The organism is Mycolicibacter icosiumassiliensis (assembly GCF_900078685.2).
Classification (GTDB): domain Bacteria; phylum Actinomycetota; class Actinomycetes; order Mycobacteriales; family Mycobacteriaceae; genus Mycobacterium; species Mycobacterium icosiumassiliensis.
In genome coordinates this window covers 600,381-622,196 of the sequence record NZ_LT546166.1, presented here as the reverse complement: position 1 = coordinate 622,196, position 21,816 = coordinate 600,381, and the positions used below count along the sequence as shown (strand labels likewise).

Genomic DNA, 21,816 nt, shown 5'->3' with positions numbered 1-21,816 from the left:
CCCCGGCACCACCGTTGCCGCCCGCGCCACCCACGTCGGTGCCGTCGCCGCCGGCTCCGCCGTTGCCGCCGACGCCGCCGAAGGAGAACCACTTTCCGGCCGCGCCGCCGCCGTCGCCGCCGTCGCCACCGTTACCGCCGGCTGGGCCCGCGCCGCCGTTGCCGCCCGCACCGCCGATGCCGATCAGGGTTCCGCTGGTGCCGCCGTTACCGCCGTCGGCGCCGTCGCCACCGATCCCGCCGGCCCCACCATTGCCGAACCAGCCGGCCGCGCCGCCATTGCCGCCGGCGACCCCGGCGACGTCGGAGTTGTAGCCGGCGCCGCCGTCACCGAACAGCCAGCCACCGCCGCCGCCGGTCGGGTCGTCCTGGGTGCCGGCGACGCCGTTGCAGATCAGGCCACACACGGTGTCGGAGGCGAACAGCGGGTTGATCAGACCGTCGAGCTGCTGCCCGACGGAGCTGGACATCCAGTCCTGCATGCCGGTGTGCAGATCCAGGTAGATGCTCTGCGCGAAGTCATCGAAACTGAACGCCGAGAAGCTGAAGTCGGCTGCTCCTGCACCGTCGAACCAGGTCGACAGGTCCCCAAGGCCCAGGGCGCTGGGGTCGAATACTGCGGTGCCGACATCGCCTGGCTCGAACCAGCTGCTCGGGTCCATCCAGTAGGTCGGGTCGAGCAGATCTTCCAGGTCAGCACTGGCGGCCGGCGCGAAACCCAGCGGGCTCAACCCCAGTGCCAACGCAGCGCCCACCGCCAGAGTGCGGTGACGGCGGTGGAGTGCTACGGATTTGCGCTGGCGCGGCATGGGGTACCTCTCGGGGCGGCGGTAGCGGCCATAACGCCGAACCAGATTTAGGAGACTGCGATCCGGAATTTACCGTAACTTCACCAGGTCTGCAGTGCGCTGAATGACCACTGCAGGTCCCCTCAAAGGAACCTGGGGGTCACTGGTTGTCCGACCGGTCCGCAAGCACCCCCCTGAGCTGGTACTTCACCACTTTCCCGGACTGTGTTCGGGGCAAGGCGTCGACGATCTCCAGCCGGATCGGCAGTTTGAACGCCGCAAGCTTGGCGCGGGCGTGCTCACGCAACTCATCGAGCTCTAATGTCGCGCCCGGGCGCAGTACCACCACCGCCGTCACCGCTTCGCCCCACTTCTCGTGCGGGGTGCCGAGCACGGCTACTTCGGCGACGGCCGGATGTCCGTACAGCACGTCTTCGACCTCGGCCGGGTAGACGTTCTCGCCGCCGGAGATCACCATGTCCTTCACCCGGTCGAGCACCCAGACGTAACCCTCGTCGTCGGCTTGGCCGATATCGCCGGTGTGAAACCAACCCTCGGCGTCGATCACCGCCGCGGTGGCCTCGGGATTGCGCCAGTAGCCGGCTATCACTTGCGGCCCTCGCACGCAGATCTCCCCGCGCGTGCCGGCCGGCACCGGCCGGTTCTCGAGATCGACAAGCCGCACATCCGACAGTGGCAGCACCTGATTGCCCGCGGCGCCGATCTTCACGCCGACCTCATCGGTGCGCAGCACCAAGGCCAGCGGGGCGGTCTCGGTGAGCCCGTAGCCCTGCGCAAACGGGATGCCGCGCTCGGCGTAGCGGTGGATCAGCGGCTCGGGGACCGGTGCGCCGCCACAGACGAAGCTGCGCACGCTGGACAGGTCGGTGTCGGCGAATTCCGGCCGCTGGCTCATGAATAGGAACATTGCCGGCACCCCGAACATGGTGGTGATCCGCTGTTCGGCAATGAGCCGTAGCGCTTCGGCCGGTTCAAATGTGGGCATCAGCACGATCCGGCCGCCCTTTTGCAGGGTCACCAGCGTGGTGACGTTGAGTCCACCGATGTGAAACAGCGGCGCGCAGACCAACGACACGTCGTTCTGGCTGGTGTCGAACGTCAGCAGGGCATTGACGTTGTTCCAGAACAGGTTTGCGTGGGTGAGCATGGCGCCCTTGGGATGCCCGGTGGTGCCGGAGGTGTACATGATCACGGCGACGTCATCGGGCTCGGCGAATACCGGGTCGGTGAGCGGGGCCCGCTCGGCCAGCAGCTCGTCGAGCACCTCGCAGCTCGGTACCGGGGCCAGCGCGATCACCCGGCGCAACCCGGCCTGCGCGCGCACCGGATCGATCACCGTCGCACGCTCGGCGTCGGCTACCAGGGTGTGGACCTGCGCATTGCCCAGGATGTAGCCGAGCTCGTCGGCGGTCAGTCGCCAGTTCAGCGGCACGAAGGCGGCGCCGATCCGGGCGGCGGCGAACAGGGTGACCAGAAAATCCGGGTGGTTCAGGCCGGCGTAGCCGACCCGATCCCCGCGTCGCATACCGCCGGCGGCCAGTTCGGCCCCCAGTCGGTCGATCCGATCCGCGAAATCTCGGTAGGTCCAGGTGCTTTCGCCGTAGGTGATAGCCGGGAGGTTCGGCGTCGCGGCGGCCCGCCGGGAGATCCAGGAGCCGAGATCGATCGGGGGTATGTCCACCTCACGAACGCTAACCCGCGGACTGTCGGCGCAGGGGTGGTTCGCCGCACGGGCGCCGTGAGCACTGTTGCCGCGATTTATCGACCGCCCTGATTTTTTTTATCCAGAAGGGCGCCGACCTTCAATAGAAGATAGGAGTCGCGGGCGCTTTTATGTGGATAGCCGAATTATTCGCCGTGTGTTCGGCTCCAGCCTTTGTGACGTCGGTCTCAATTATGGGTTTCACCAGGGAAAATGGCGTGTCCCTAGGTGTGGTAACTGGAGTGGTGCCAGAAAGTGAACGCTCCTTGAACATCGTTATTCAGCGGGCTTTCGGGTCGCCCAATTAAGCGAGAAACGGCTAAGTTCGTCCTCGCTTGAGCGGAGCATCGTCGGGCGAGGTTTATCGAGGAAGGTCTGGGCGGATGAGCGGTCCCCGAGGTGGCGGCCTGGGCCGAGGGCAGCGGGCGGCTGCCCGTGTGACGGCCACGATTGTGTCCGCCGGATTCTGTTTGCTCGTGGCACCCGCGGCGCGCGCCGACCTCGACGACTTGCTTGACACGGTGATCGGTGCGGCGAGTGTCGATGCCGCTCCCATCGACGTGGCCGACATTCCTGCTGGCCCGGTGGATCTGGCAGCCTCCGGTGTCCTTCAGGACCCGTTGGCTCAGCTCGATCAGGTGTTGCACGACGCGCCTGGACAATCCGATCCGGAGGCCGCGACCGCGGGTGCGCCCACCCAGACCAACCCGGACAGTTCCTCTGACACCAACCCGGGCGCTCCCGGCGACACCACCCCGACGCCCGCGAATGGCGAGCATCAACCCGGAAACTCCGAAAACTCCAACAATTCCACCAGCTTCCCGAAGTTCAGCATGCCCGGCGGTGGCAATGGCGGCGGCGGCAATGGCGGCGGTGGTAACGGCGGCGGTGCCGCGGCCGGCGCCAACAAACCGACCAAGGCGAACACCAGCGCCGCCAGGCCCGGCGTCGAGCTGCCGAAAGCCGAGGGCGACGGCGCCAGCTAGCGCCTCGGCCGCAGCGCCGAGCCGACCAATGGCAGGCTGAGCCGGTGCCCGGTTCGATCTGCGACATCCTGCCGTCCGCCGCCGCGCTGCTAGGCGTGCCGGGCGCGATCGACAGGCTCGGTCTGCGCGAGCGCGTGGGTGACGTGCAGCGGGTGGCGGTGGTGCTGGTCGACGGGCTGGGCTATCACCTGTTACCGCAACTGGCGCGGGACGCGCCGCTGCTGGCCTCGGTGCTGGCCGGCGCCACCGGTCATCTGACCGAACTGTCCTGCACTTTCCCCTCCACCACTCCGACCAGCCTGGTCTCGCTGGGCACCGGCGTAACGCCGGGCGAGCACGGCGTGCTGGGTTTCACCGTCAATGTTCCCGGAACCGATCGGGTACTTACGCACATCTTCTGGGGTGACGAGCCGCCGCCGGCGCGCTGGCAGCCGGTGCCCACCTGGTTCGAGCGGCTGCGCGCCGCAGGCGTGCGTGCCCGCGCCGTCCTGCCGGAAATGTTCGTCGGCAGCGGGCTGACCGAGTCCGCCTACCGAGGCGCGGAGTTCTGTCCGGTGGCCAAGGGGGAGCCCTACGCCCAGCGGGTCATCGCGGAGTTGGCTTCACCGGGCCTGGTCTACGGCTACACCGCAGCACTCGACCACGCCGCGCATATGTCGGGGATCGGCTCCCCGCATTGGCATGCCGCCGCCGCGAAAGTCGATGCGCTGCTGAGGCATCTCCTCGAGGAACTGCCCGGCGACACGGCACTGCTGGTGACCGCGGACCACGGTGGGCTCAACGTGCCCGAGGAGGCTCGTATCGACCTCGACGCCGATCCGGCGTTGCGTGCCGGGATCCGGGTGGTCGCCGGTGAGCCGCGGGTGCGCTACCTGCACACCCAGCCCGGCGCCACGGCCGACGTGCTGGCGGCCTGGACACAGCGCCTGGCCGGGCGGGCCGTGGTGCAGACCCGCGATCAGGCCGTCGCCGCTGGAGTATTCGGACCCGTGCGGGACGCGCATTTGGCACGCATCGGCGACATCGTCGTGACCTGTACCGGCGACACCGCGATCCTGGCGACCCAACATGAGCCGCCGCAGACGGCGGCGCTGGTGGGCTTTCACGGCGGGCTCGCCCCGGCCGAGATGGCGATCCCGCTGCTCACCTTCTCTCGTTGACGGTTACTCCGAGTCGCCGTACTCGTCGAACCAGTGGGCCAGCTTGCCGCGCCGGCTGACCGCCCGCAGCCGGCGTTCGGCCGACAGCCGGGTCTTGCTGGTGGTGACGATCAGCAGCTCGTCGCCGACGGTGATCCGGGTGTCTGGCTGGGGGACGAAGGTGTCGCCCTTGCGGATGATCAGCGTGATCACGCTCGGATCGGGCAGCCGCAGCTCGAGCACCGAGACGTTGTGCAGCTTCGACCCGGGCTGCACCGTCATCGTCAGCAGCTCGGCCTCCAAGACGTCCAGCGGCGCCGCCTCCACCTGGATCTCGCGGGTGGTGTCCCGCGATATCAGCCCCAGCCACTGCGCGAACAGACCCAGGCTGGGGCCCTGTACCACCGTGTAGACCACCACCAGGATGAACACGATGTTGAGCAGACGGTAGCTGTCGGGCACACCCTCGACGATCGGGAAGGTCGCGAGCACGATCGGAACCGCGCCACGCAGGCCGGCCCAGGACAGAAAGATCTGCTCACGCCAGGGCACCCGGAACCAGATCAGCGACGCCACCACCGACAACGGCCGGCTCAGCAGCAGCAGCACCGCCCCGATGAGCAGCGCCGGGATCAACTCCCCGGACAACTGGCTCGGGCTCACCAACAGGCCCAGCAACACGAACAGCCCGATCTGCGCCAGCCAGCCCAGCCCCTCGGCGAACGAACGGATGGCCGCGCGGTGCGGCAGGCCCGAGTTCGCCAGCACCACGCCAGACAGGTAGGCGGCGATGAACCCGCTGGCGTGCACCGAAGCGGCCGCGGCGAACGCCACCATCGCCAACCCGAAAGTCGCCAAGGGATACAGCCCGGACGCGGGCAAGGCGGCGCGGCGCAGCATCATCGCGCCGAGCAGGCCGGCGATCAGGCCGATCGCCGAGCCCGCTATCAGTTCGTAGAACACGCCGCCGATGGCGTGGACCGGATCGATCACCAGCGGCGTGGTGCTCAGCATCAGGACCACGATCGCCGCCGGCGCGTCGTTGAAACCGGACTCGGCCTCCAACAGGCCGGCCACCCGCCGCGGCAGCGGCAGCACCCGCAGGATGGAGAACACCGCCGCCGCGTCGGTCGGCGAGACGATCGCGCCCAGCAGGAAGGCGAGTTGCCAACTGATGCCCAGTAGCAGGTGCGCGGCCACCGCGATCACCGCCATGCTGACCCCGACACCGACGGTGGCCAGCACGGCCGCCGGCGCCAGCAACCGGCGGATGTTGGCGAAGCGCGTCGTCAAACCACCTTCGACCAGGATCACCGCCAACGCGGTGGTGCCCAGGTCACTGGCCAATTGCACGTCGGAGAAATCCAGGCCCAGCCCGTCATTGCCGATCGCCACCCCGACCAGCAGGAACAGCAACAGACTGGGCAGCCCGACTCGGTCCGCCGCGCGGGTGGCGATGATGCTGGCCAGCAGTACCAAGCCCCCGATCAACAGAGCCAGGTAGAGCTGTTGCAGGCTCATCTGTTCCCCGTTCGGGCTGTTGGTGGCGGCCGGACCCGCCCATGTGATTCGCTCAAGGTCGGCGGGTTCGTGTTATCTGTCAGTAAATCAGTAGCGCTGTCACGACCGTGTTACGCCCGGAACGGCCGAGACGAGGGGAGCCATCATGCGGATCGGGATCGCCGGTGCCGGCGCGGTGGGGCGATCGGTCGCACTGGAACTGATCGGCGACGGGCACCGGGTGCTGCTGATCGAGCGCAACCCGGCGCACTACCAGCCTCACATTGTTCCGGACGCCGAGTGGCTGCTGGCCGACGCCTGCGAGCTGAGCGCGCTGCGGGAATGCGGCATCGAGATCTGCGATGTGGTGATCGCCGCCACCGGTGATGACAAGGCCAACCTAGCTATCGCGCTGCTGGCCAAGGTGGAGTTCGGGGTGGCTCGGGTGGTGGCCCGGGTCAACAATGCCCGCAACGAGCCGCTCTTTACCGAAGAGTGGGGTATCGATGTGGCGGTCTCCACTCCGCGGGCGATGGTCGCCGCGGTGGAGGGCGCCATCGACGTCGGCCACCTGGTGCCGTTGATGGGCTTGCGGCGCGGTCAGGCCAGCCTGACGAAACTGACTCTGCCCGAAGACAACCCGCTGATCGGTAGGCAGGTCTGCGACATTGTGCTGCCCGAGGGCGCCGCGCTGGTCGCGGTGCAGCGCGGTGACCGGGTGATCCTGCCGCGGGCGACCGAGGCGCTGCAGGCCGGCGACGAGATGCTGTTCGCCGCGGCCAGCGGGATGGACGACGAGGTCCGGGCGGTGGTGCACGGCGCACCGGCCGGCAGAAGGACACATTGACGCCGTGCCGCCGCGGTGGGGACCCATGAGTACGGCTCCGAACGAGCAGGATGACGCCGGGAGCTTGGCTAGCGGGGCCGGCGTCATAGCCACCGTGCTGGCGGCCGCCCGGGCCGCGGCGGTGTCACGCGAACTGATCAACGACCCGTTCGCGGCGCCGTTGGTACACAAGGTCGGCCTGGAGTTCTGCATTCGTGTGGCCGACGGCGACTTGGACATCAGCCGGCTGGGCAAAGACGGCGGATTTCCCCGGTTTGCCGAGTTCTCCGCGGCGCGAACCCACTTCTTCGACGCGTTCTTCACCGATGCCGCTCGTGCGGGCATCCGCCAAGCGGTGATCCTGGGCTCGGGGCTGGACACTCGCGCCTACCGGCTGTGGTGGCCGTCCGAGACCATCGTTTACGAGGTCGACCACCCGCATGTCGTGGACTTCAAAACCACCACCATGCGGGCCTGGGAGGCCACGCCGAGCGTCAACCGGCGCGCGGTCGGTGTCGACCTACGTGGCGACTGGCCGGCGGCCTTGCGCCGGGTGGGTTTTGACGCCGCCGCGCCCACCGTGTGGGTCATCGAGGGGCTGCTGGTCTGGTATGTCCCCTCGGACGCACAGAATCGTCTGCTCGACGGTGTCACCGAACTCAGCGCCCCGGGCAGCCGGCTCGCCGCCGATCATGCCGTGCCGCCGAGCCGACCGCAGGCGGTACACCACGAATCACTCGTCGAGCGGTGGCGCCGACGTGGCCTGAGTCTTACCGGTCCCGGGCCCTTCTATTCCGGAGAGCACACGGACGTCGTGCGGCATCTTACCGAAAGTGGCTGGTCCACAACTCAATCGGGCATCGCCGACCTGTTCGCTGCGGCCCGGCTGCCCCGGCTTTCCGACCGTGAGCTCGATGGTGCTCCGGCGGCGATCCGCTACGTTGCGGCCACCCGAACCTGATCGCGTCCGGGCAAGTCCGAGGTGGTGACGGGACTAAACCTCGGAAAGTGTTGCAGAGCAGGAGTCTTCGTAGAAGTCGATGTTCTTCTTCAAGCATTTTCGGTCGCCGACCTGTATCCCATTAGCTTAAGGCCGCATCGCACCGCACTCCCGGGGTAAGTCAACCCTAATCAGTTTGTTGCACAGTGCTATTAGCCCGGATTTTTCGTGGATTGTTGCCTGTGGGGGCGTGTAGATAAGCGAAAGTGCCTGTCCTGCAAGGGATAATTGGACTTCTCTAGGGTTCAAATATTCCTATGGGAAGGCACTTCGCAGGTGAACACTATCGCGGGCCGGTCGAGGGTGAAAGTTTCCGCGGACGGCCATGGTGTCGTGTCGCATGCCGGGATGGGCATGCTACGGGAGTTGGCCGACCACACCGGCCTATCGGCGCTGGTCACCGCCGCGTTGGCCGATACCTACCGTGGCCCGTGGCGGCACGCACCCGGTGATGTCTTCGCTGATCTGGCCGCTGCGGTCGCTGACGGCGCGGACTGCATCGACGGGGTCGGACAACGGTGCAGCGATCGTGAGCATGCCTTCGGCGCGAAAGCCTCAACCACCACGATGTGGCGACTGGTCGATGAACGTATCGACGCCGCCCACCTGCCCCGGATCTGGGCAGCGCGGGCCGGCGCGCGGGCCGCAGCGTGGGAAGCCGGCGCCGCACCAGGCGTCGAAGGCTGGCTGCACATCGATGCCGATGCCACGCTGACCCTGGACCACTCCGACAATAAGGTCGGCGCCGCCTCAACCTGGAAGAAGACGTTCGGGTATCACCCACTGCTGGCGTTTTTGGACCGTCCCGAGATCTCCGGTGGGGAAGCCCTGGCCGGGATGCTGCGCAACGGCAACGCCGGCTCCAACACCGCCTCCGACCACATCATCCTGCTGGAGCGGGCCTTGGCCGCTCTACCCGCGCGATGGCGGCCTGACCCCGATCATCCCAGCGACCCGACCAAACCCCGGGTCCTGATCCGCAGTGACACCGCCGGGGCCACCCACCGCTTCGCCGATGCCTGCCGGGCCGCCGCAGTGGGGTTTTCCTTCGGCTACCCCGTCGATGCGCGGGTGCAAGACACCGTGGACACCCTCAACCTCGCTGCGGCCTGGTACCCGGCGATCGACACCGATGGCGGTATCCGTGACGGCGCCTGGGTCGCCGAAGCCACGACACTGCTCACTCTGGACACCTGGCCGCCCGGAACTCGGCTGATCCTGCGGAAAGAAAGACCCCACCCCGGAGCGCAGTTGCGGTTCACCGACGCCGACGGCATGCGCATCACCGCGTTCATCACCGACACCGAACCCGGCGCCATTGCCGGTCAAGTCGCCGGCCTGGAGTTACGGCACCGTCAGCACGCCCGCGTCGAAGACCGCATCCGTGAACTCAAAGCCACCGGGCTACGCAACCTGCCGTGTCACTCATTTTGGGCCAACGCCGCCTGGCTGGACATCGCGCTGGCCGCCGCCGACCTGGTCACCTGGGCCAAACTCATCGGGTTTGGTGACCAACCCGCACTGGCCCGCGCCGAAATCGGCACATTCCGCTACCGGGTCCTGCACATCGCTGCCCGCATCACCCGCTCAGCCCGCCAACTGCGACTACGTATCGACACCACCTGGCGCTGGGCCACCCCCATCGCCACCGCCTGGCAACGCATCCGCTCAGCCTTCACCTAACCAGCTGAACCCCAGCCCCATCGACTACGAAAGACCAACGGCCCCAAAGGACGCCCGCCCCACCCGGCGACACGGGACCGACCAACCACGCCCACCGCACAAAACCACCGCCTGACAACCCAATCCAGCACCAGGCCTGTTGAGCATCAAGCACTATGAAAAATCGAGGCTAACAGCGACAATCAGGCGCAGCCGGGCCACCGCAACCAGCCGCCCGGCCGGCTCGGGCAGCGGCCCGTAGCGGTCGGTGAGTTCGTCGATGACGGCGTTGATCGCGGTGTCGTCGGGGGCGGCGGCCAACCGCCGGTAGGCCTCCAACCGCAACCGGTCGGAATTGATGTATTCCGGCGGCAGGTGCGCATCCACCGGCAGGTCGATCCGGACGTCCTTGACCTCTTCGGTGGTGACCGTCTCGCCGTTAAAGGCCGCCCGGTAGGCCTCGACGGCCTCGCCGACCAGCCGCACATACAGGTCGAAGCCCACCCCGGCGACGTGCCCGGACTGCTCCACCCCCAGCACATTGCCGGCTCCGCGGATCTCCAAGTCCTTCATCGCCACCGCCATCCCGGCGCCCAGTTCGTTGTGCTGGGCGATGGTGGCCAGCCGGTCGTGGGCGGTCTCGGTCAGCGGGCTCTCCTTCGGGTACAGGAAGTAGGCGTAGCCGCGCTCCCGGCTGCGTCCCACCCGGCCCCGCAACTGGTGCAACTGCGAGAGCCCGAAGGTGTCGGCGCGCTCGACGATCAACGTATTGGCATTGGAGATGTCCAGGCCGGTCTCGATGATCGTGGTGCACACCAGGATGTCGTACTCCCGATTCCAGAAGCCCTGCACCGTGGTTTCCAGCATCTCCTCGGGCATCTGGCCGTGCGCGACGACCACCCGGGCCTCGGGCACCAGGCCGCGCACCCGGGCGGCGGCCGCGTCGATGGAGCTGACTCGGTTGTGGACGTAGAACACCTGGCCGTCCCGCAGCAGCTCGCGGCGCAGCGCGGCCGCGACCTGCTTGTCGTCGTGGCCGCCGACGTAGGTCAGCACGGGGTAGCGGTCTTCGGGCGGGGTGAGGATGGTCGACATCTCCCGGATGCCGGCCAGGCTCATCTCCAGGGTCCGCGGGATGGGCGTGGCACTCATGGTGAGCACGTCGACGTGGGTGCGCAGGGCCTTGATGTGTTCCTTGTGCTCGACGCCGAACCGCTGCTCTTCGTCGACGATCACCAGGCCGAGGTCTTTCCAGCGCACCCCGGTCTGCAGCAGCCGGTGGGTGCCGATCACCACGTCGACGGATCCGTCGGCCAGGCCGTTGATGGTCGCCTTGGACTCTTGGGCGTCGGTGAACCGCGACAGTCCCTTGACGGTGACCGGGAAGCCGGCCATCCGGGTGCTGAAAGTCTGCAGGTGCTGATCGGCCAGCAGCGTGGTGGGCACCAGCACCGCGACCTGCTTGCCGTCCTGGACGGCTTTGAACGCCGCGCGCACCGCGATCTCGGTCTTGCCGTAGCCGACGTCGCCGCAGATCACCCGGTCCATCGGGACCGGCTTCTCCATGTCGGCCTTGACCTCGCTGATCGCGGTGAGCTGGTCGATGGTCTCGGTGAACCCGAACGCGTCTTCCATCTCGGCCTGCCACGGGGTGTCCGGGGCGAACGCGTGGCCGGGCGCGGCCTGGCGTTTGGCGTAGAGCGCGACGAGTTCGTCGGCGATCTCCCTGACCGCCTTGCGAGCCTTGGTCTTGGTCTGACTCCAGTCACTGCCGCCGAGTTTGGAGAGCGCCGGGGCTTGCCCGCCGACGTAGCGGGACAGCTGGTCCAGGGAGTCCATCGGCACGTACAGCTTGTCGGTCCCGTTCACGCCACGCTTGCCCGACGCGTATTCCAGCACCAGGTATTCCCGCCGCGCTCCGCCGACGGTGCGCTCGGTCATCTCCACGAACTTGCCGATGCCGTGCTGGTCGTGCACCACCAGGTCGCCGGCGGTCAGTGCCAGCGGGTCGACGGCGTTGCGGCGCTTGGCCGCCAGTCGCTTGCCCTCGGGTCCGCTGACCCGGTTGCCGGTCAAGTCGGTCTCGGTCACCACCACCAGGTTGGCTCCGGGGATGACCAACCCTTCGTGCAGCGGGCCCTGCAGCACCCCGACCACCCCGGGCTGCGGCGTCGCACCCGACTCCAATAGCGTTGCCGCAGTGTCGGATTCGGCCAACTGCTCCACGATCCGGCGGGCGGTTCCGACGCCGGGGGCCACCACCGCCGCGCGGCCGCCGGTCGCGATGTGCGCCCGCAGCATGGCGAAGATCGCTTCAACACCGGCGACGGCGCCCTGCACTCCACGAGCCGACGGCGACGGACGCACGTCGAGTTCGGTCGCGTCCGGGTCGGGCAGCTGGCTCAGGGTCCACCATGGATGCCCGGTGTCCAGCGCCGTCTGGCGCACCTGCGCGAACTCGCGGAATCCCGACCCACCGAGCTGTTCGATGTCGATCGGTGCCTCACCGCCGATCGCGGCGACCGACCAGGACGCCTCCAGGAATTCGCGGCCGGTCTTGATCAGGTCGGCGGCGCGGGCGCGGATCTTCTCCGGATCGCAGACCAACACCGGGGTGCCCGGGCGCAGCTGATCGGTCAGCAGCGCCTGCGGGCCGGGCCGCAGCACCGGCCCCAACGCCTCCATGCCGTCGACCGGGATACCCTCGGCCAACTTGGCCAGCATCTCGCCGACGGTGCCCAAGACGGCGTTGTCGGTGTGCGGCTGATCGCGGGCCAGCTCGGCCGCGCGCGCCCGAACATCGTCGGTGAGCAGCAGCTCCCGACAGGCCACCGCGACCACGGTGCCGACCTCGACTTCGGGGATGGAGCGCTGGTCGGCCACCGAGAACGGCCGGATCTCGGTGACCTCGTCACCCCAGAACTCGATGCGCACCGGATGTTCGGCGGTTGGCGGGAACAGATCCAGAATGCCGCCGCGCACCGCGAATTCGCCGCGCTTGCCGACCAGGTCCACCCGGGTGTAGGCCAGCTCGACCAGCCGGGCGATCACCGCCTCGAACGGGATCTCGTCCCCGACGGCCAGCATGACCGGTTCGATCGCGTCCAGTTGGCCGGTCATTGGCTGCAGCAGCGACCGGGCGGTGGTCACCACCACGCGCAGCGGCGGTCCCAGCCGGGCATCGTCGGGCTGGGCCAGCCGGCGCAGCAGCAGTAGGCGGGCGCCGACGGTGTCCACCCCGGGCGAGAGCCGCTCGTGCGGCAGCGTCTCCCAGGACGGGAACAGGGCCACTGTGTCGCCGTACACCCCGCGCAGCTCCGCGGTCAGGTCGTCGGCTTCGTGGCCGGTGGCGGCGACCACCAGCAGCGCCCCGGTACGGGCCAGCGCGGCGGCGGTGAAGGGCCGGGCACCCACCGGGCCCACCAGCGCGAGTTCGGCGGGCGGGTCGCCCGCGCGCTCGATGAGTTCGGCGAAAGCCGGCGCGGTCAACGCCAGGTCTACGAGGCCCGCAATCGGGTTTTGGACAGTCTGGTACCCCGGTGCGGTCATGATGGGGGCAATTCTAGGCGGTGTGGCGCAGGCCGACGATTTGCGTTGCGGTACATGCCTTATTCGTCGTGCAGGGTCGGATCGGACTCCAGGTGAGTCAATCCGTTCCAACACAGGTTGACCAGGTGCGCGGCCACCACTTCCTTCTTGGGTTCGCGTACGTCGAGCCACCACTGGGCCGTCATCGACACCGAACCGACCAACGCCTGGGCGTACAGCGGCGCGGTCTCGGGGTCCAGGCCGCGCTTGGCGAAGTCGCCGGCCAAGATGGACGACACCTGGCCGATCGCGTCGTTGAGCAGGGTCGAGTAGGTCCCGGAGCTGATCGATGCCGGAGAGTCGCGGATCAGGATGCGGAAGCCGTCGGTGTGCTCGTCGACGTAGGTGAGCAATGCCAGCGCGACGCGCTCCACCCGCAACCGGGACTGGTTGTTGGTCGCCTTGGTCAACGACGTGGTGATGCCGTCCAGCAACGCCGACATCTCACGGTCGACCACCACGGCGTAAAGCCCCTCTTTGCCACCGAAGTGTTCATAGACCACGGGCTTGGACACGTTGGCCCGCTGTGCGATCTCCTCGATGGAGGTGCCCTCGTACCCGCGTTCGGCGAACAGCGAGCGGGCGACATCGATGAGTTGGTGGCGGCGCTCGCTACCCGTCATCCGGGCGCGGGGCGCCCGGCCATCCTTGTCCAGACCAGCCACGCGACCAGGGTAGTCCGTTGGTCTAGACCGGATTGTCCGACTTCTTACTCGGGCCGCGGGCGGCCCTCGCCGTCGTCGGACTAAAGTCACTGCGGAACACCGATCCGTCGTGGTGTAATCGGCAGCACCTCTGATTTTGGTTCAGATAGTTCAGGTTCGAGTCCTGGCGACGGAGCTCAGATTTTGTCCCACCCCTTTGGCACGAGCGTGCACAGAATGACAGGCTAGGCAGCGTGTCGACGCACAAACACGCCCCCTCGCGCCAAGAAGACACCCAGGACGCCGTCATCGTCTTGGCGGCCGGCGCCGGCACCCGGATGGTCTCCGACACCCCCAAAGTGCTGCATGAGCTGGGCGGGCGCAGCATGCTGGCGCACTGCCTGCAGGCGGCCGCCGGCGTCGGGCCCCGCCATTTGGTGGTGGTGTTGGGCCACGAGCACGAGCGCATTACCGGTGCGGTTGCCGAGCTGGCGCAGGCCCTGGACTTTCCCATCGACATCGCCCTGCAGGACCAGCAGCTCGGTACCGGGCATGCGGTGCTGTGCGGCCTGGCAGCGCTGCCCGACGACTTCGCCGGCACCGTCGTCGTCACCTCCGGCGACATCCCGCTGCTGGACACCACCACGCTGCAGGCGCTGATCGACACCCACCGCACCGCCCCGGCCGCGGTCACCGTGCTGACCACCACGCTGGCCGACCCCACCGGCTACGGCCGCATCCTGCGGGAGCACGACGGTGCGGAAAACCCCGTCACCGCGATCGTCGAACAGGCCGACGCCACCGAATCGCAGCGAGAGATCCGCGAGGTCAATGCCGGGGTGTACGCCTTCGACATCGCCGAGTTGCGGTCCGCGCTGGGCCGGCTGGGCTCCGACAACGCCCAGCACGAGCTGTACCTCACCGACGTGATCGGCATCGTCCGCGGCGACGGCCAGGTGGTGCACGCCCGCCATGTCGACGACGCGGCGTTGGTGGCCGGCGTCAACGACCGGGTGCAACTGTCCGCGCTGGCGGGCGAACTCAACCGCCGCCTGGTGATCGCCCATCAGCGGGCCGGAGTCACCATCGTCGACCCCACCACCACCTGGATCGACGTGGACGTGACCATCAGGCGCGACACCACCGTCGCACCCGGAACCCAGCTGCTCGGCCGCACCGCAGTCGGGGCGCACTGCACCATCGGACCGGACACCACCCTTACCGATGTCACGGTGGGCGACGGTGCGTCGGTGATCCGTAGCCACGCCACCTCGTCGTCGATCGGCGCCGGTGCGACGGTGGGACCGTTCAGCTACCTGCGGCCCGGTACCGTGCTGGGTTCGGACGGCAAGCTGGGTGCGTTCGTCGAGACCAAGAACTCCACCATCGGCACCGGAACCAAGGTTCCGCACCTGACCTACGTCGGCGACGCCGACATCGGCGACCACAGCAACATCGGCGCCTCCAGCGTGTTCGTCAACTACGACGGCCAGACCAAACGGCGGACCACGGTCGGCTCGCACGTGCGCACCGGCTCGGACACCATGTTCGTCGCACCGGTCACCATCGGCGACGGCGCCTACACCGGCGCCGGGACCGTGGTGCGCCACGATGTGCCGCCGGGCGCACTAGCGGTGTCGGCCGGGCCGCAACGCAACATCGAGAACTGGGTGCAGCGCAAGCGGCCCGGCAGCCAGGCCGCTGCGGCGGCCGACACCGCGAACAGTGCCGAAGACCCCGGCCAGGCTCCACCCGATATGTCATCGTGAGCTTGATCGCGTTGAGGCAGCCCGAGGCGAAATCGCGCACCGAGCTCCGTACCATAAGGCCCGAGTTAACTCGACCTAAATCCATAATCTCCTACGGCGGGGGCAGCACGTGAGCCACGACTGGACAGACAATCGCAAAAACCTGATGCTCTTCGCTGGTCGTGCGCACCCGGAGCTGGCTGATCAGGTCGCAAAGGAACTGGACGTACCGGTTACCGCGCAGACCGCCCGGGACTTTGCCAACGGCGAGATCTTCGTGCGCTTCGACGAATCGGTGCGTGGCTGCGACGCCTTCGTGCTGCAGTCGCACCCGGCGCCGCTGAATCAGCACCTGATGGAACAGCTGATCATGATCGACGCGCTCAAGCGCGGCAGCGCCAAGCGGATCACCGCGATCCTGCCGTTCTACCCCTACGCGCGCCAGGACAAGAAGCACCGCGGCCGTGAGCCGATTTCGGCTCGCCTGGTGGCCGACCTGCTCAAAACGGCCGGCGCCGACCGGATCGTCACCGTCGACCTGCACACCGACCAGATCCAGGGCTTCTTCGACGGCCCGGTGGACCACATGCGGGCCCAGCCGCTGCTGATCGGCTACATCAAGGAGAACTACGGCAACTCCGACGTCGTGGTGGTCTCCCCCGACTCCGGCCGGGTGCGCATCGCCGAGAAGTGGGCGGACTCGCTGGGCGGGGTGCCGCTGGCGTTCATCCACAAGACCCGTGACCCGCTGGTGCCCAACCAGGTGAAGTCCAACCGGGTGGTCGGCGAGGTGCAGGGCAAGACCTGCGTGCTGATCGACGACATGATCGACACCGGTGGCACTATCGCCGCGGCGGTGAATCTGCTGCGCGAGGACGGTGCCAAAGACGTCGTCATCGCCGCCACCCACGGGGTATTGAGCGACCCGGCCGCCGAGCGGCTGGCGGCTTCCGGTGCCTGTGAAGTGATCGTCACCAACACCCTGCCGATCCCCGAGGACAAGCGCTTCCCGCAGCTGACCGTGCTGTCGATCGCTCCGCTGCTGGCCAGCACCATCCGGGCTGTGTTCGAAAATGGCTCAGTCACCGGGCTTTTCGATGGAGACGCCTGACATGGCTGACGCGGTGGTCTATCACAACCCGCGCTGCTCAACCTCACGCAAGACACTGGATCTGCTGCGCGAGAACGGCATCGAGCCGACGATCGTGGAATACCTGAAGACCCCGCCGTCACGCGCGGAGCTGGCGGAGATGATCGGCGCCGCCGGGATCGACGTGCGCGACGCGGTGCGCACCGGCGAGGCGGTGTACGCCGAGCTGAACCTGGCCGATGCAAACGATGACGCGCTGCTCGACGCGATGGCCGCGAACCCGATCCTGATCCAGCGGCCGTTCGTCGTGACCGGTAACGGCACCCGGTTGGCCCGTCCGATTGACGCGGTCCGCGAGATCCTGTGACCCCGCTGCGCGTGACCGTCGCCGCCCTGGCGTGCGCGACCCTGGTCAGCACGACGTCCGGGTGCGGCACCAAAACCCCTGACTATCACTCGATTTGGGGCAACGGCAGCACGACCACTACCTCGTCGGAACCGGAGGCCCCAGTCAGCGTGGGGCGCTACCTGGAGGATCAGGGCGTGGCCGCTGAGGCGGTGGCGCCCAACGCACCGACCGACCTGACCGTGTCGATCCCCACCCCGCCGGGCTGGACGAAGAAAGAAAACCCGATGCTGCCGGCCACCACGCTGGTCCTCGGCAAGGGTGAGAAGTTCCCCCGGGCGATTTTGAGTGTGGTCAAGCTCAACGGGAAATTCGACCCGAAAGAGGCCATCCGGCACGGTGTGGTCGACGCCCAGCTTTCGCCGAATTTCCGGCTGCTGGACGCCTCGAACGAGGACTACCAAGGCTTCCCGTCATCGATGGTCCAGGGCACCTACGACATGAATGGTCAACGCCTGCACAGCTGGTTCCGGATGGTGATTGCCACCGGTTCGGCCCCGGCCGAACAGCGCTACCTGGTGCAGTTGGCGATCACTGCCCCGGCCGACGAGGCGCCCAAGAACGCCGCCGACGTCGAGGCGATCATGAAAGGCTTCAACGTCGCCGCAAAGTAAGCCCGCACCGGCGTCGACGCTTGTTACAGTGGCGCACCCGTTGAAGGGAGTTCCGTCATGCCTTTCGTTCGCCTCTCCTCGCTGGGCCTTACGAGCCTCGGCGTAGCCGCCGTCGCGACCGGCCTGCTGGCACCAGCCATCGCGATCGCAGACCCGCAGCCCGGCTGCACCGCCGCCGATATGGCCAATGTGGCCACCGGAGTCGCCGCCTCCACGTCGGGCTACCTCTACGCCCATCCCGACGTCAACGAGTTCTACACCGCCCTGCACGAGCGGCCCGACGACGAGATTCCCGAGGCCGTGCGCAGCTTCTTCGCCGACCATCCGCAGTCCCACGCCGACCTGCTGGGGCTGCGCCAGCCGCTGGCCGACTTCCGCGCCCGCTGCGGATTGCCCCAGCCCGAACGCCCGCTGCTGGACCGGTGATGAGGCGCCGCGTCTGGGTCATCGCAGCGCTGGCACTGACCAGCCTGCCGGGGGCCGTAGTCGTATTCACGCCGGCTGGCACCGCCACAGCAGGCTGCGTCGGGGTGGGCCGCCGCGTGTACGTCAGCGGATGCGCCGACCCGGCGCCACCGCCGGCCTACTACGCGCCGCTGCCCGAAGACGTGCCACCTCCGCCGCCCCCGGTCAACACCTGCGTGGGCTACAACGGGCGTTGGGTGCACGCCAACAACTGCAACTGAGTGCCCTGACGCGCCGCCCGTTTGCCAAGCGCGGCTGCACGGCCGCCGGGGTGTGGGAGCTGTCTGCCCAGCTCACCGGGGTTCAATTTCCGCTCTGAGCTGCCGATGCGCTAGCCTGACCAGGCGTCACGGCGAGGGCGGCCCCCAATTCGGCCGCCGTTATCGACGAGGACCTCTCCTATGTGGTTGTCGCGATCTGGCCGTGCCTCAAGCACGCCGCAGCAACCAAGGAGTCCCCCATGGCTAAGAACCCGACCACCAACCAGCTCACCGCGTCGGTGCGCACCGAAACCGGCAAGGGCGCCTCCCGGCGGGCCCGTCGTGCGGGCAAGGTCCCCACGGTCCTCTACGGTCACGGCACCGAGCCGCAGCACCTGGAGCTCTCTGCCCACGACTTCGCTGCCGTGCTGCGGCACTCCGGCACCAATGCCGTGCTCACCCTCGACATCGACGGCAAAGAGCAGCTGGCGCTGACCAAGGCCCTGGACATTCACCCGATCCGTCGCACCATCCAGCACGCCGACCTGCTGGTGGTGCGCCGCGGCGAGAAGGTCACCGTCGAGGTCAACGTCGTCATCGAGGGCGACGCCATCTCCGGCACCCTGGTCACCCAGGACAGCAGCACGGTCGAGATCGAGGCCGAGGCCCTGTCCATCCCCGAGCAGCTGACCATCTCCATCGAAGGCGCCGAGGCCGGCACCCAGTTCACCGCCGGTGCCCTGGAGCTGCCCAAGGGCGTGACCCTGGTGTCCGACCCGGAAATGCTGCTGGTGAACGTCGTCGAGGCACAGGCTGCCGAGGAGCCGGCCGAGGCCGAGGCGGCGGGCGAGGAAGCCGGTGCGGAGGCCGGCGAGGCCGCGACCGACGAGTCCGAGTAAGCCGAGCACCGCGTGGCCGAGTCACCACCGATACTGGTGGTCGGCCTGGGCAACCCGGGCCCGAACTACGCCCGCACCCGGCACAACGTCGGCTTCATGGTCATCGACCTGCTCGCCGAGCGAATCGGGTCGGCGTTCAAGCTGCACAAGAAGTCGGGTGCCGACGTGGCCACCGGGCGCCTGCGCGGGCGCCCGGTGGTGCTGGCCCGGCCACGCTGCTACATGAATGAATCGGGCCGCCAGGTGGGCCCGCTGGCCAAGTTCTACTCGGTGCCCACCGGCGAGGTCGTGGTGATTCACGACGACCTCGACCTGGACTTCGGCCGGATCCGGCTCAAGCAGGGCGGCGGCGAGGGCGGCCACAACGGCCTGCGCTCGATTGCGACCGTGCTGGGCAGCAAGGACTTTCAGCGCGTCCGTCTCGGGATCGGCCGGCCACCCGGCCGCCAAGATCCCGCGGCGTTCGTGCTGCAGGCGTTCACTGCCCGAGAGCGTGACGAACTACCGACGATCTGCGAGCAGTCCGCCGACGCCACCGAACTGCTGATCGAGCTGGGGCTGGAACCCGCCCAGAACGTGGTCCACGCCTGGGGTTAGCGGCGCGAGCAGACACGTAGGCCCCCAATTTCCGCACGAAATGGGGGCCTATGTGTCTGCTCGGCGGGTTAGGTGACCAGGGCGACGGAGTTGGCCCGGCGCAGCTTGCCCGACGGCGTCTTGGGAATGCTGCCCGGCCCGAGTACCACCACGTTGCGGGGCCGCATGTCGACCTCAGTGACCACCTCATGGGCGACCTGGTGCTCAATGCGGCGTACCTCGATGGGGTCCTGCCAGGCGTTGGATTCCACCGCGACCGCGAACGTCTCCCGCGAGTGCCCGGCGTCCAGGCGCACCGCGACCGCACAGCCCGGGCGCACGCCTTCGACGCGGCCCGCAGCCCGCTCGATGTCGGTCGGGTAGATGTTGCGGCCCGCCATGATGATCACGTCCTTGACGCGGCCACACACCACGACGTGGCCGTCCTCCATCTGATAGCCCAGGTCGCCGGTGTCATACCACCCGTGCTCGTCCTGCGCCGGCAGGAAGCCCGCCATGGTCAGATAGCCCGGCGTCACCGGCTCGCCGCGCAGCTGGATCACTCCAACCCCGCGTGGCGGCAACGAGTTGCCGTGCTCGTCGACGATCCGGATCTCGATACCCTCCAGCAGCGGCCCCAGCGACGCCAGGCGCCGGGTGTTGCCCTTGGTGGCGGGCACCGCCTGGCGCAGCGCGGCCAGCAGGTCAGCGTCGACCTCGTCGACCACCAGGCCCGCGTTGCACTTGGAGAACGACACCGCCAGCACCGTCTCGGCCATCCCGTAGGCGGGCAGGATGGCGGTCGGGTTCAGCCCGAAGGGCTTACCGGCGTCGATCAGGTCCTCAACGTCGGCGGGTTCCACCGGCTCGGCACCGGAGAGCGCGAACCGCAGCGTGGACAGGTCGAACTGCCCCGGTGTGGCCTGCTTGCGCAGCCGCTTGGCGAACAGCGCATAGGCGAAGTTCGGGGCCGCGGTCATGGTGCCCTTGTACTTGTCGATCAGCTTGGCCCACAGCAGGGTGTCGCGCAGGAAGTCCATCGGGGTGATCTTGACCAGCTCGGCGCCGAAGTACATCGGCACGGTCAGGAAGCCGATCATGCCCATGTCGTGGAAACACGGCAGCCAGCTGACCATGACGTCCTTCTCGACGTCGTATTCGGCGCTGATGAACATCGCCTCGGCGTTGGAGTAGATGTTGCGGTGGGTGATCTGCACGGCCTTGGGCGAGCCGGTCGACCCGGAGGTCAACTGCATCAACGCCAGATCGTCCTCTCCGGCTTCTTCCGGGTCGATCGGTTCGGCGGTCAGCAGGTCAGCGACCGTGACGACCTTGAGGCCCTTCGCGGTCAGCACCGGCTCGGCCGCCATGAAGGGGTCGGAGATGATGACGGCCTTGGCGTCGATCATGTCGACGACGGTCATGGTGTCCTCGGCCCACACCGCCAGGTCGGTGCGCGGGGTGGGCTGGTGCAGCATGGTCAGGCTGGCGGCGCGCATCCACACGCCCTGGGCGGTGGGGGCGATTTCGACCGGGGCGCCGGCGAGCACCCCGACCGCGTCACCCGGGCCGACGCCGGCCGCGGCCAGCCCGCCGGCGATCCGCCGGGCGCGTTCATGGACCTCGGCCCAGGTGTGCCGGACGGGTGTGTGTGGCTCACCGGTGACCATGCCCTTGGACGACTCCCGGGCACTACGAAACATGTTGTCGGTAAACCTGCTCACGACGGCCTCCTAGCCGGCACCAGTACGTTCCATACGGGCTCAGAATTCATGTTCCACCTGCTGGAGACCACTTCGCGAGAGGTACGCGCGCACAATTCGGTGGCGGTTAGATCTCGATACCGTAATGCGCAGCCCACCAGATCGGCGAGCGTCTGGGTGGCAGGGTGGTCCTGGCCGCATTTAATCACCGCGGGCCATCTTAAACTCCTCTTAATCCACGGGCAAATCTGCTGGCGGAT

The 21,816-nt window shown here is 68.0% G+C and carries 19 protein-coding genes and 1 tRNA gene; 14 read left to right on the top strand and 6 right to left on the bottom strand.

Annotation, left to right across the window (positions count from 1 at the left end):
• A partial coding sequence (locus BN4346_RS48385; RefSeq protein ID WP_407695048.1) for a PGRS repeat-containing protein occupies positions 1-754 on the bottom strand: 754 nt, incomplete at its 3' end.
• A gap of 193 nt (positions 755-947) precedes the next feature.
• Positions 948-2,489 carry an acyl-CoA synthetase gene (locus tag BN4346_RS26610; protein ID WP_096867450.1) on the bottom strand — a complete coding sequence of 514 codons (1,542 nt, stop codon included), beginning with the start codon at positions 2,487-2,489 and terminating at the stop codon, positions 948-950.
• A gap of 404 nt (positions 2,490-2,893) precedes the next feature.
• Between BN4346_RS26610 and BN4346_RS47525 the strand changes: the two genes are divergently transcribed.
• Together BN4346_RS47525 and BN4346_RS26600 are read left to right on the top strand one after the other, a co-directional pair.
• Positions 2,894-3,496: a hypothetical protein gene (locus BN4346_RS47525; RefSeq protein WP_154677543.1), complete on the top strand. Its 603-nt coding sequence runs from the start codon at positions 2,894-2,896 to the stop codon at positions 3,494-3,496.
• A 44-nt stretch (positions 3,497-3,540) separates the two neighbouring features.
• Positions 3,541-4,656: an alkaline phosphatase family protein gene (locus BN4346_RS26600; protein WP_067968121.1), complete on the top strand. Its 1,116-nt coding sequence runs from the start codon at positions 3,541-3,543 to the stop codon at positions 4,654-4,656.
• A 3-nt stretch (positions 4,657-4,659) separates the two neighbouring features.
• Here the strand turns inward: BN4346_RS26600 and BN4346_RS26595 are convergent, their stop codons facing one another.
• Complete coding sequence (locus tag BN4346_RS26595; protein WP_067968118.1) at positions 4,660-6,156, bottom strand: potassium/proton antiporter; 1,497 nt, start codon at positions 6,154-6,156, stop codon at positions 4,660-4,662.
• Positions 6,157-6,301: 145 nt separating this feature from the next.
• On the opposite strand from BN4346_RS26595, the gene BN4346_RS26590 reads away from it, so the two are divergent.
• The 3 genes from BN4346_RS26590 (at position 6,302) to BN4346_RS26580 (ending at position 9,644) form a co-directional block, all read left to right on the top strand.
• A complete protein-coding gene (locus BN4346_RS26590) occupies positions 6,302-6,982 on the top strand; it encodes a potassium channel family protein (protein WP_067968115.1) in 681 nt (226 codons plus the stop codon).
• Positions 6,983-7,007: 25 nt separating this feature from the next.
• On the top strand, positions 7,008-7,922 hold the full coding sequence (locus BN4346_RS26585) for an SAM-dependent methyltransferase (RefSeq protein WP_067968111.1): 915 nt from the start codon (positions 7,008-7,010) through the stop codon (positions 7,920-7,922).
• Between the two features lie 315 nt (positions 7,923-8,237).
• Positions 8,238-9,644, top strand: a complete 1,407-nt coding sequence (locus BN4346_RS26580) for an IS1380 family transposase (protein ID WP_067968109.1) — start codon at positions 8,238-8,240, stop codon at positions 9,642-9,644.
• A gap of 153 nt (positions 9,645-9,797) precedes the next feature.
• Here the strand turns inward: BN4346_RS26580 and mfd are convergent, their stop codons facing one another.
• Both mfd and BN4346_RS26570 read right to left on the bottom strand, forming a co-directional pair.
• On the bottom strand, positions 9,798-13,172 hold the full coding sequence (gene mfd / locus BN4346_RS26575; protein ID WP_235653530.1) for a transcription-repair coupling factor: 3,375 nt from the start codon (positions 13,170-13,172) through the stop codon (positions 9,798-9,800).
• Positions 13,173-13,231: 59 nt separating this feature from the next.
• Entirely contained in the window at positions 13,232-13,834 is a 603-nt protein-coding gene (locus BN4346_RS26570; RefSeq protein WP_024442510.1) for a TetR/AcrR family transcriptional regulator, read from the bottom strand.
• 145 nt (positions 13,835-13,979) lie between these two features.
• Here BN4346_RS26570 and BN4346_RS26565 point away from each other — a divergent pair.
• The 9 genes from BN4346_RS26565 to pth all read left to right on the top strand — a co-directional run bounded on the left by BN4346_RS26565 (position 13,980) and on the right by pth (position 19,874).
• Positions 13,980-14,051 (top strand) — tRNA-Gln (locus BN4346_RS26565).
• 58 nt (positions 14,052-14,109) lie between these two features.
• Positions 14,110-15,624: a bifunctional UDP-N-acetylglucosamine diphosphorylase/glucosamine-1-phosphate N-acetyltransferase GlmU gene (glmU, locus tag BN4346_RS26560; RefSeq protein WP_067968104.1), complete on the top strand. Its 1,515-nt coding sequence runs from the start codon at positions 14,110-14,112 to the stop codon at positions 15,622-15,624.
• A gap of 109 nt (positions 15,625-15,733) precedes the next feature.
• Entirely contained in the window at positions 15,734-16,714 is a 981-nt protein-coding gene (locus BN4346_RS26555; protein WP_067968101.1) for a ribose-phosphate diphosphokinase, read from the top strand.
• A gap of 1 nt (position 16,715) precedes the next feature.
• On the top strand, positions 16,716-17,060 hold the full coding sequence (gene arsC, locus BN4346_RS26550) for an arsenate reductase (glutaredoxin) (protein ID WP_067968098.1): 345 nt from the start codon (positions 16,716-16,718) through the stop codon (positions 17,058-17,060).
• On the top strand, positions 17,057-17,713 hold the full coding sequence (locus tag BN4346_RS26545; protein WP_067968095.1) for an LpqN/LpqT family lipoprotein: 657 nt from the start codon (positions 17,057-17,059) through the stop codon (positions 17,711-17,713). The genes arsC and BN4346_RS26545 overlap by 4 nt, the downstream gene beginning before the upstream one ends.
• A 57-nt stretch (positions 17,714-17,770) precedes the next feature.
• The gene (locus BN4346_RS26540) at positions 17,771-18,139 is read left to right on the top strand and encodes a heme-binding protein (protein ID WP_067968091.1); all 369 of its coding nucleotides are present in this window, start codon (positions 17,771-17,773) and stop codon (positions 18,137-18,139) included.
• Complete coding sequence (locus tag BN4346_RS26535) at positions 18,139-18,399, top strand: hypothetical protein (protein WP_067968088.1); 261 nt, start codon at positions 18,139-18,141, stop codon at positions 18,397-18,399. Before BN4346_RS26540 ends, BN4346_RS26535 begins: the two co-directional genes overlap by 1 nt.
• A gap of 239 nt (positions 18,400-18,638) precedes the next feature.
• Positions 18,639-19,277 carry a 50S ribosomal protein L25/general stress protein Ctc gene (locus tag BN4346_RS26530; protein ID WP_067968167.1) on the top strand — a complete coding sequence of 213 codons (639 nt, stop codon included), beginning with the start codon at positions 18,639-18,641 and terminating at the stop codon, positions 19,275-19,277.
• 12 nt (positions 19,278-19,289) lie between these two features.
• Positions 19,290-19,874 carry an aminoacyl-tRNA hydrolase gene (gene pth / locus BN4346_RS26525; RefSeq protein ID WP_067968083.1) on the top strand — a complete coding sequence of 195 codons (585 nt, stop codon included), beginning with the start codon at positions 19,290-19,292 and terminating at the stop codon, positions 19,872-19,874.
• A gap of 68 nt (positions 19,875-19,942) precedes the next feature.
• Here pth and BN4346_RS26520 read toward each other — a convergent pair whose 3' ends face one another.
• Complete coding sequence (locus tag BN4346_RS26520) at positions 19,943-21,577, bottom strand: fatty acyl-AMP ligase (protein ID WP_067968080.1); 1,635 nt, start codon at positions 21,575-21,577, stop codon at positions 19,943-19,945.
• Positions 21,578-21,816 lie beyond the last annotated feature (239 nt).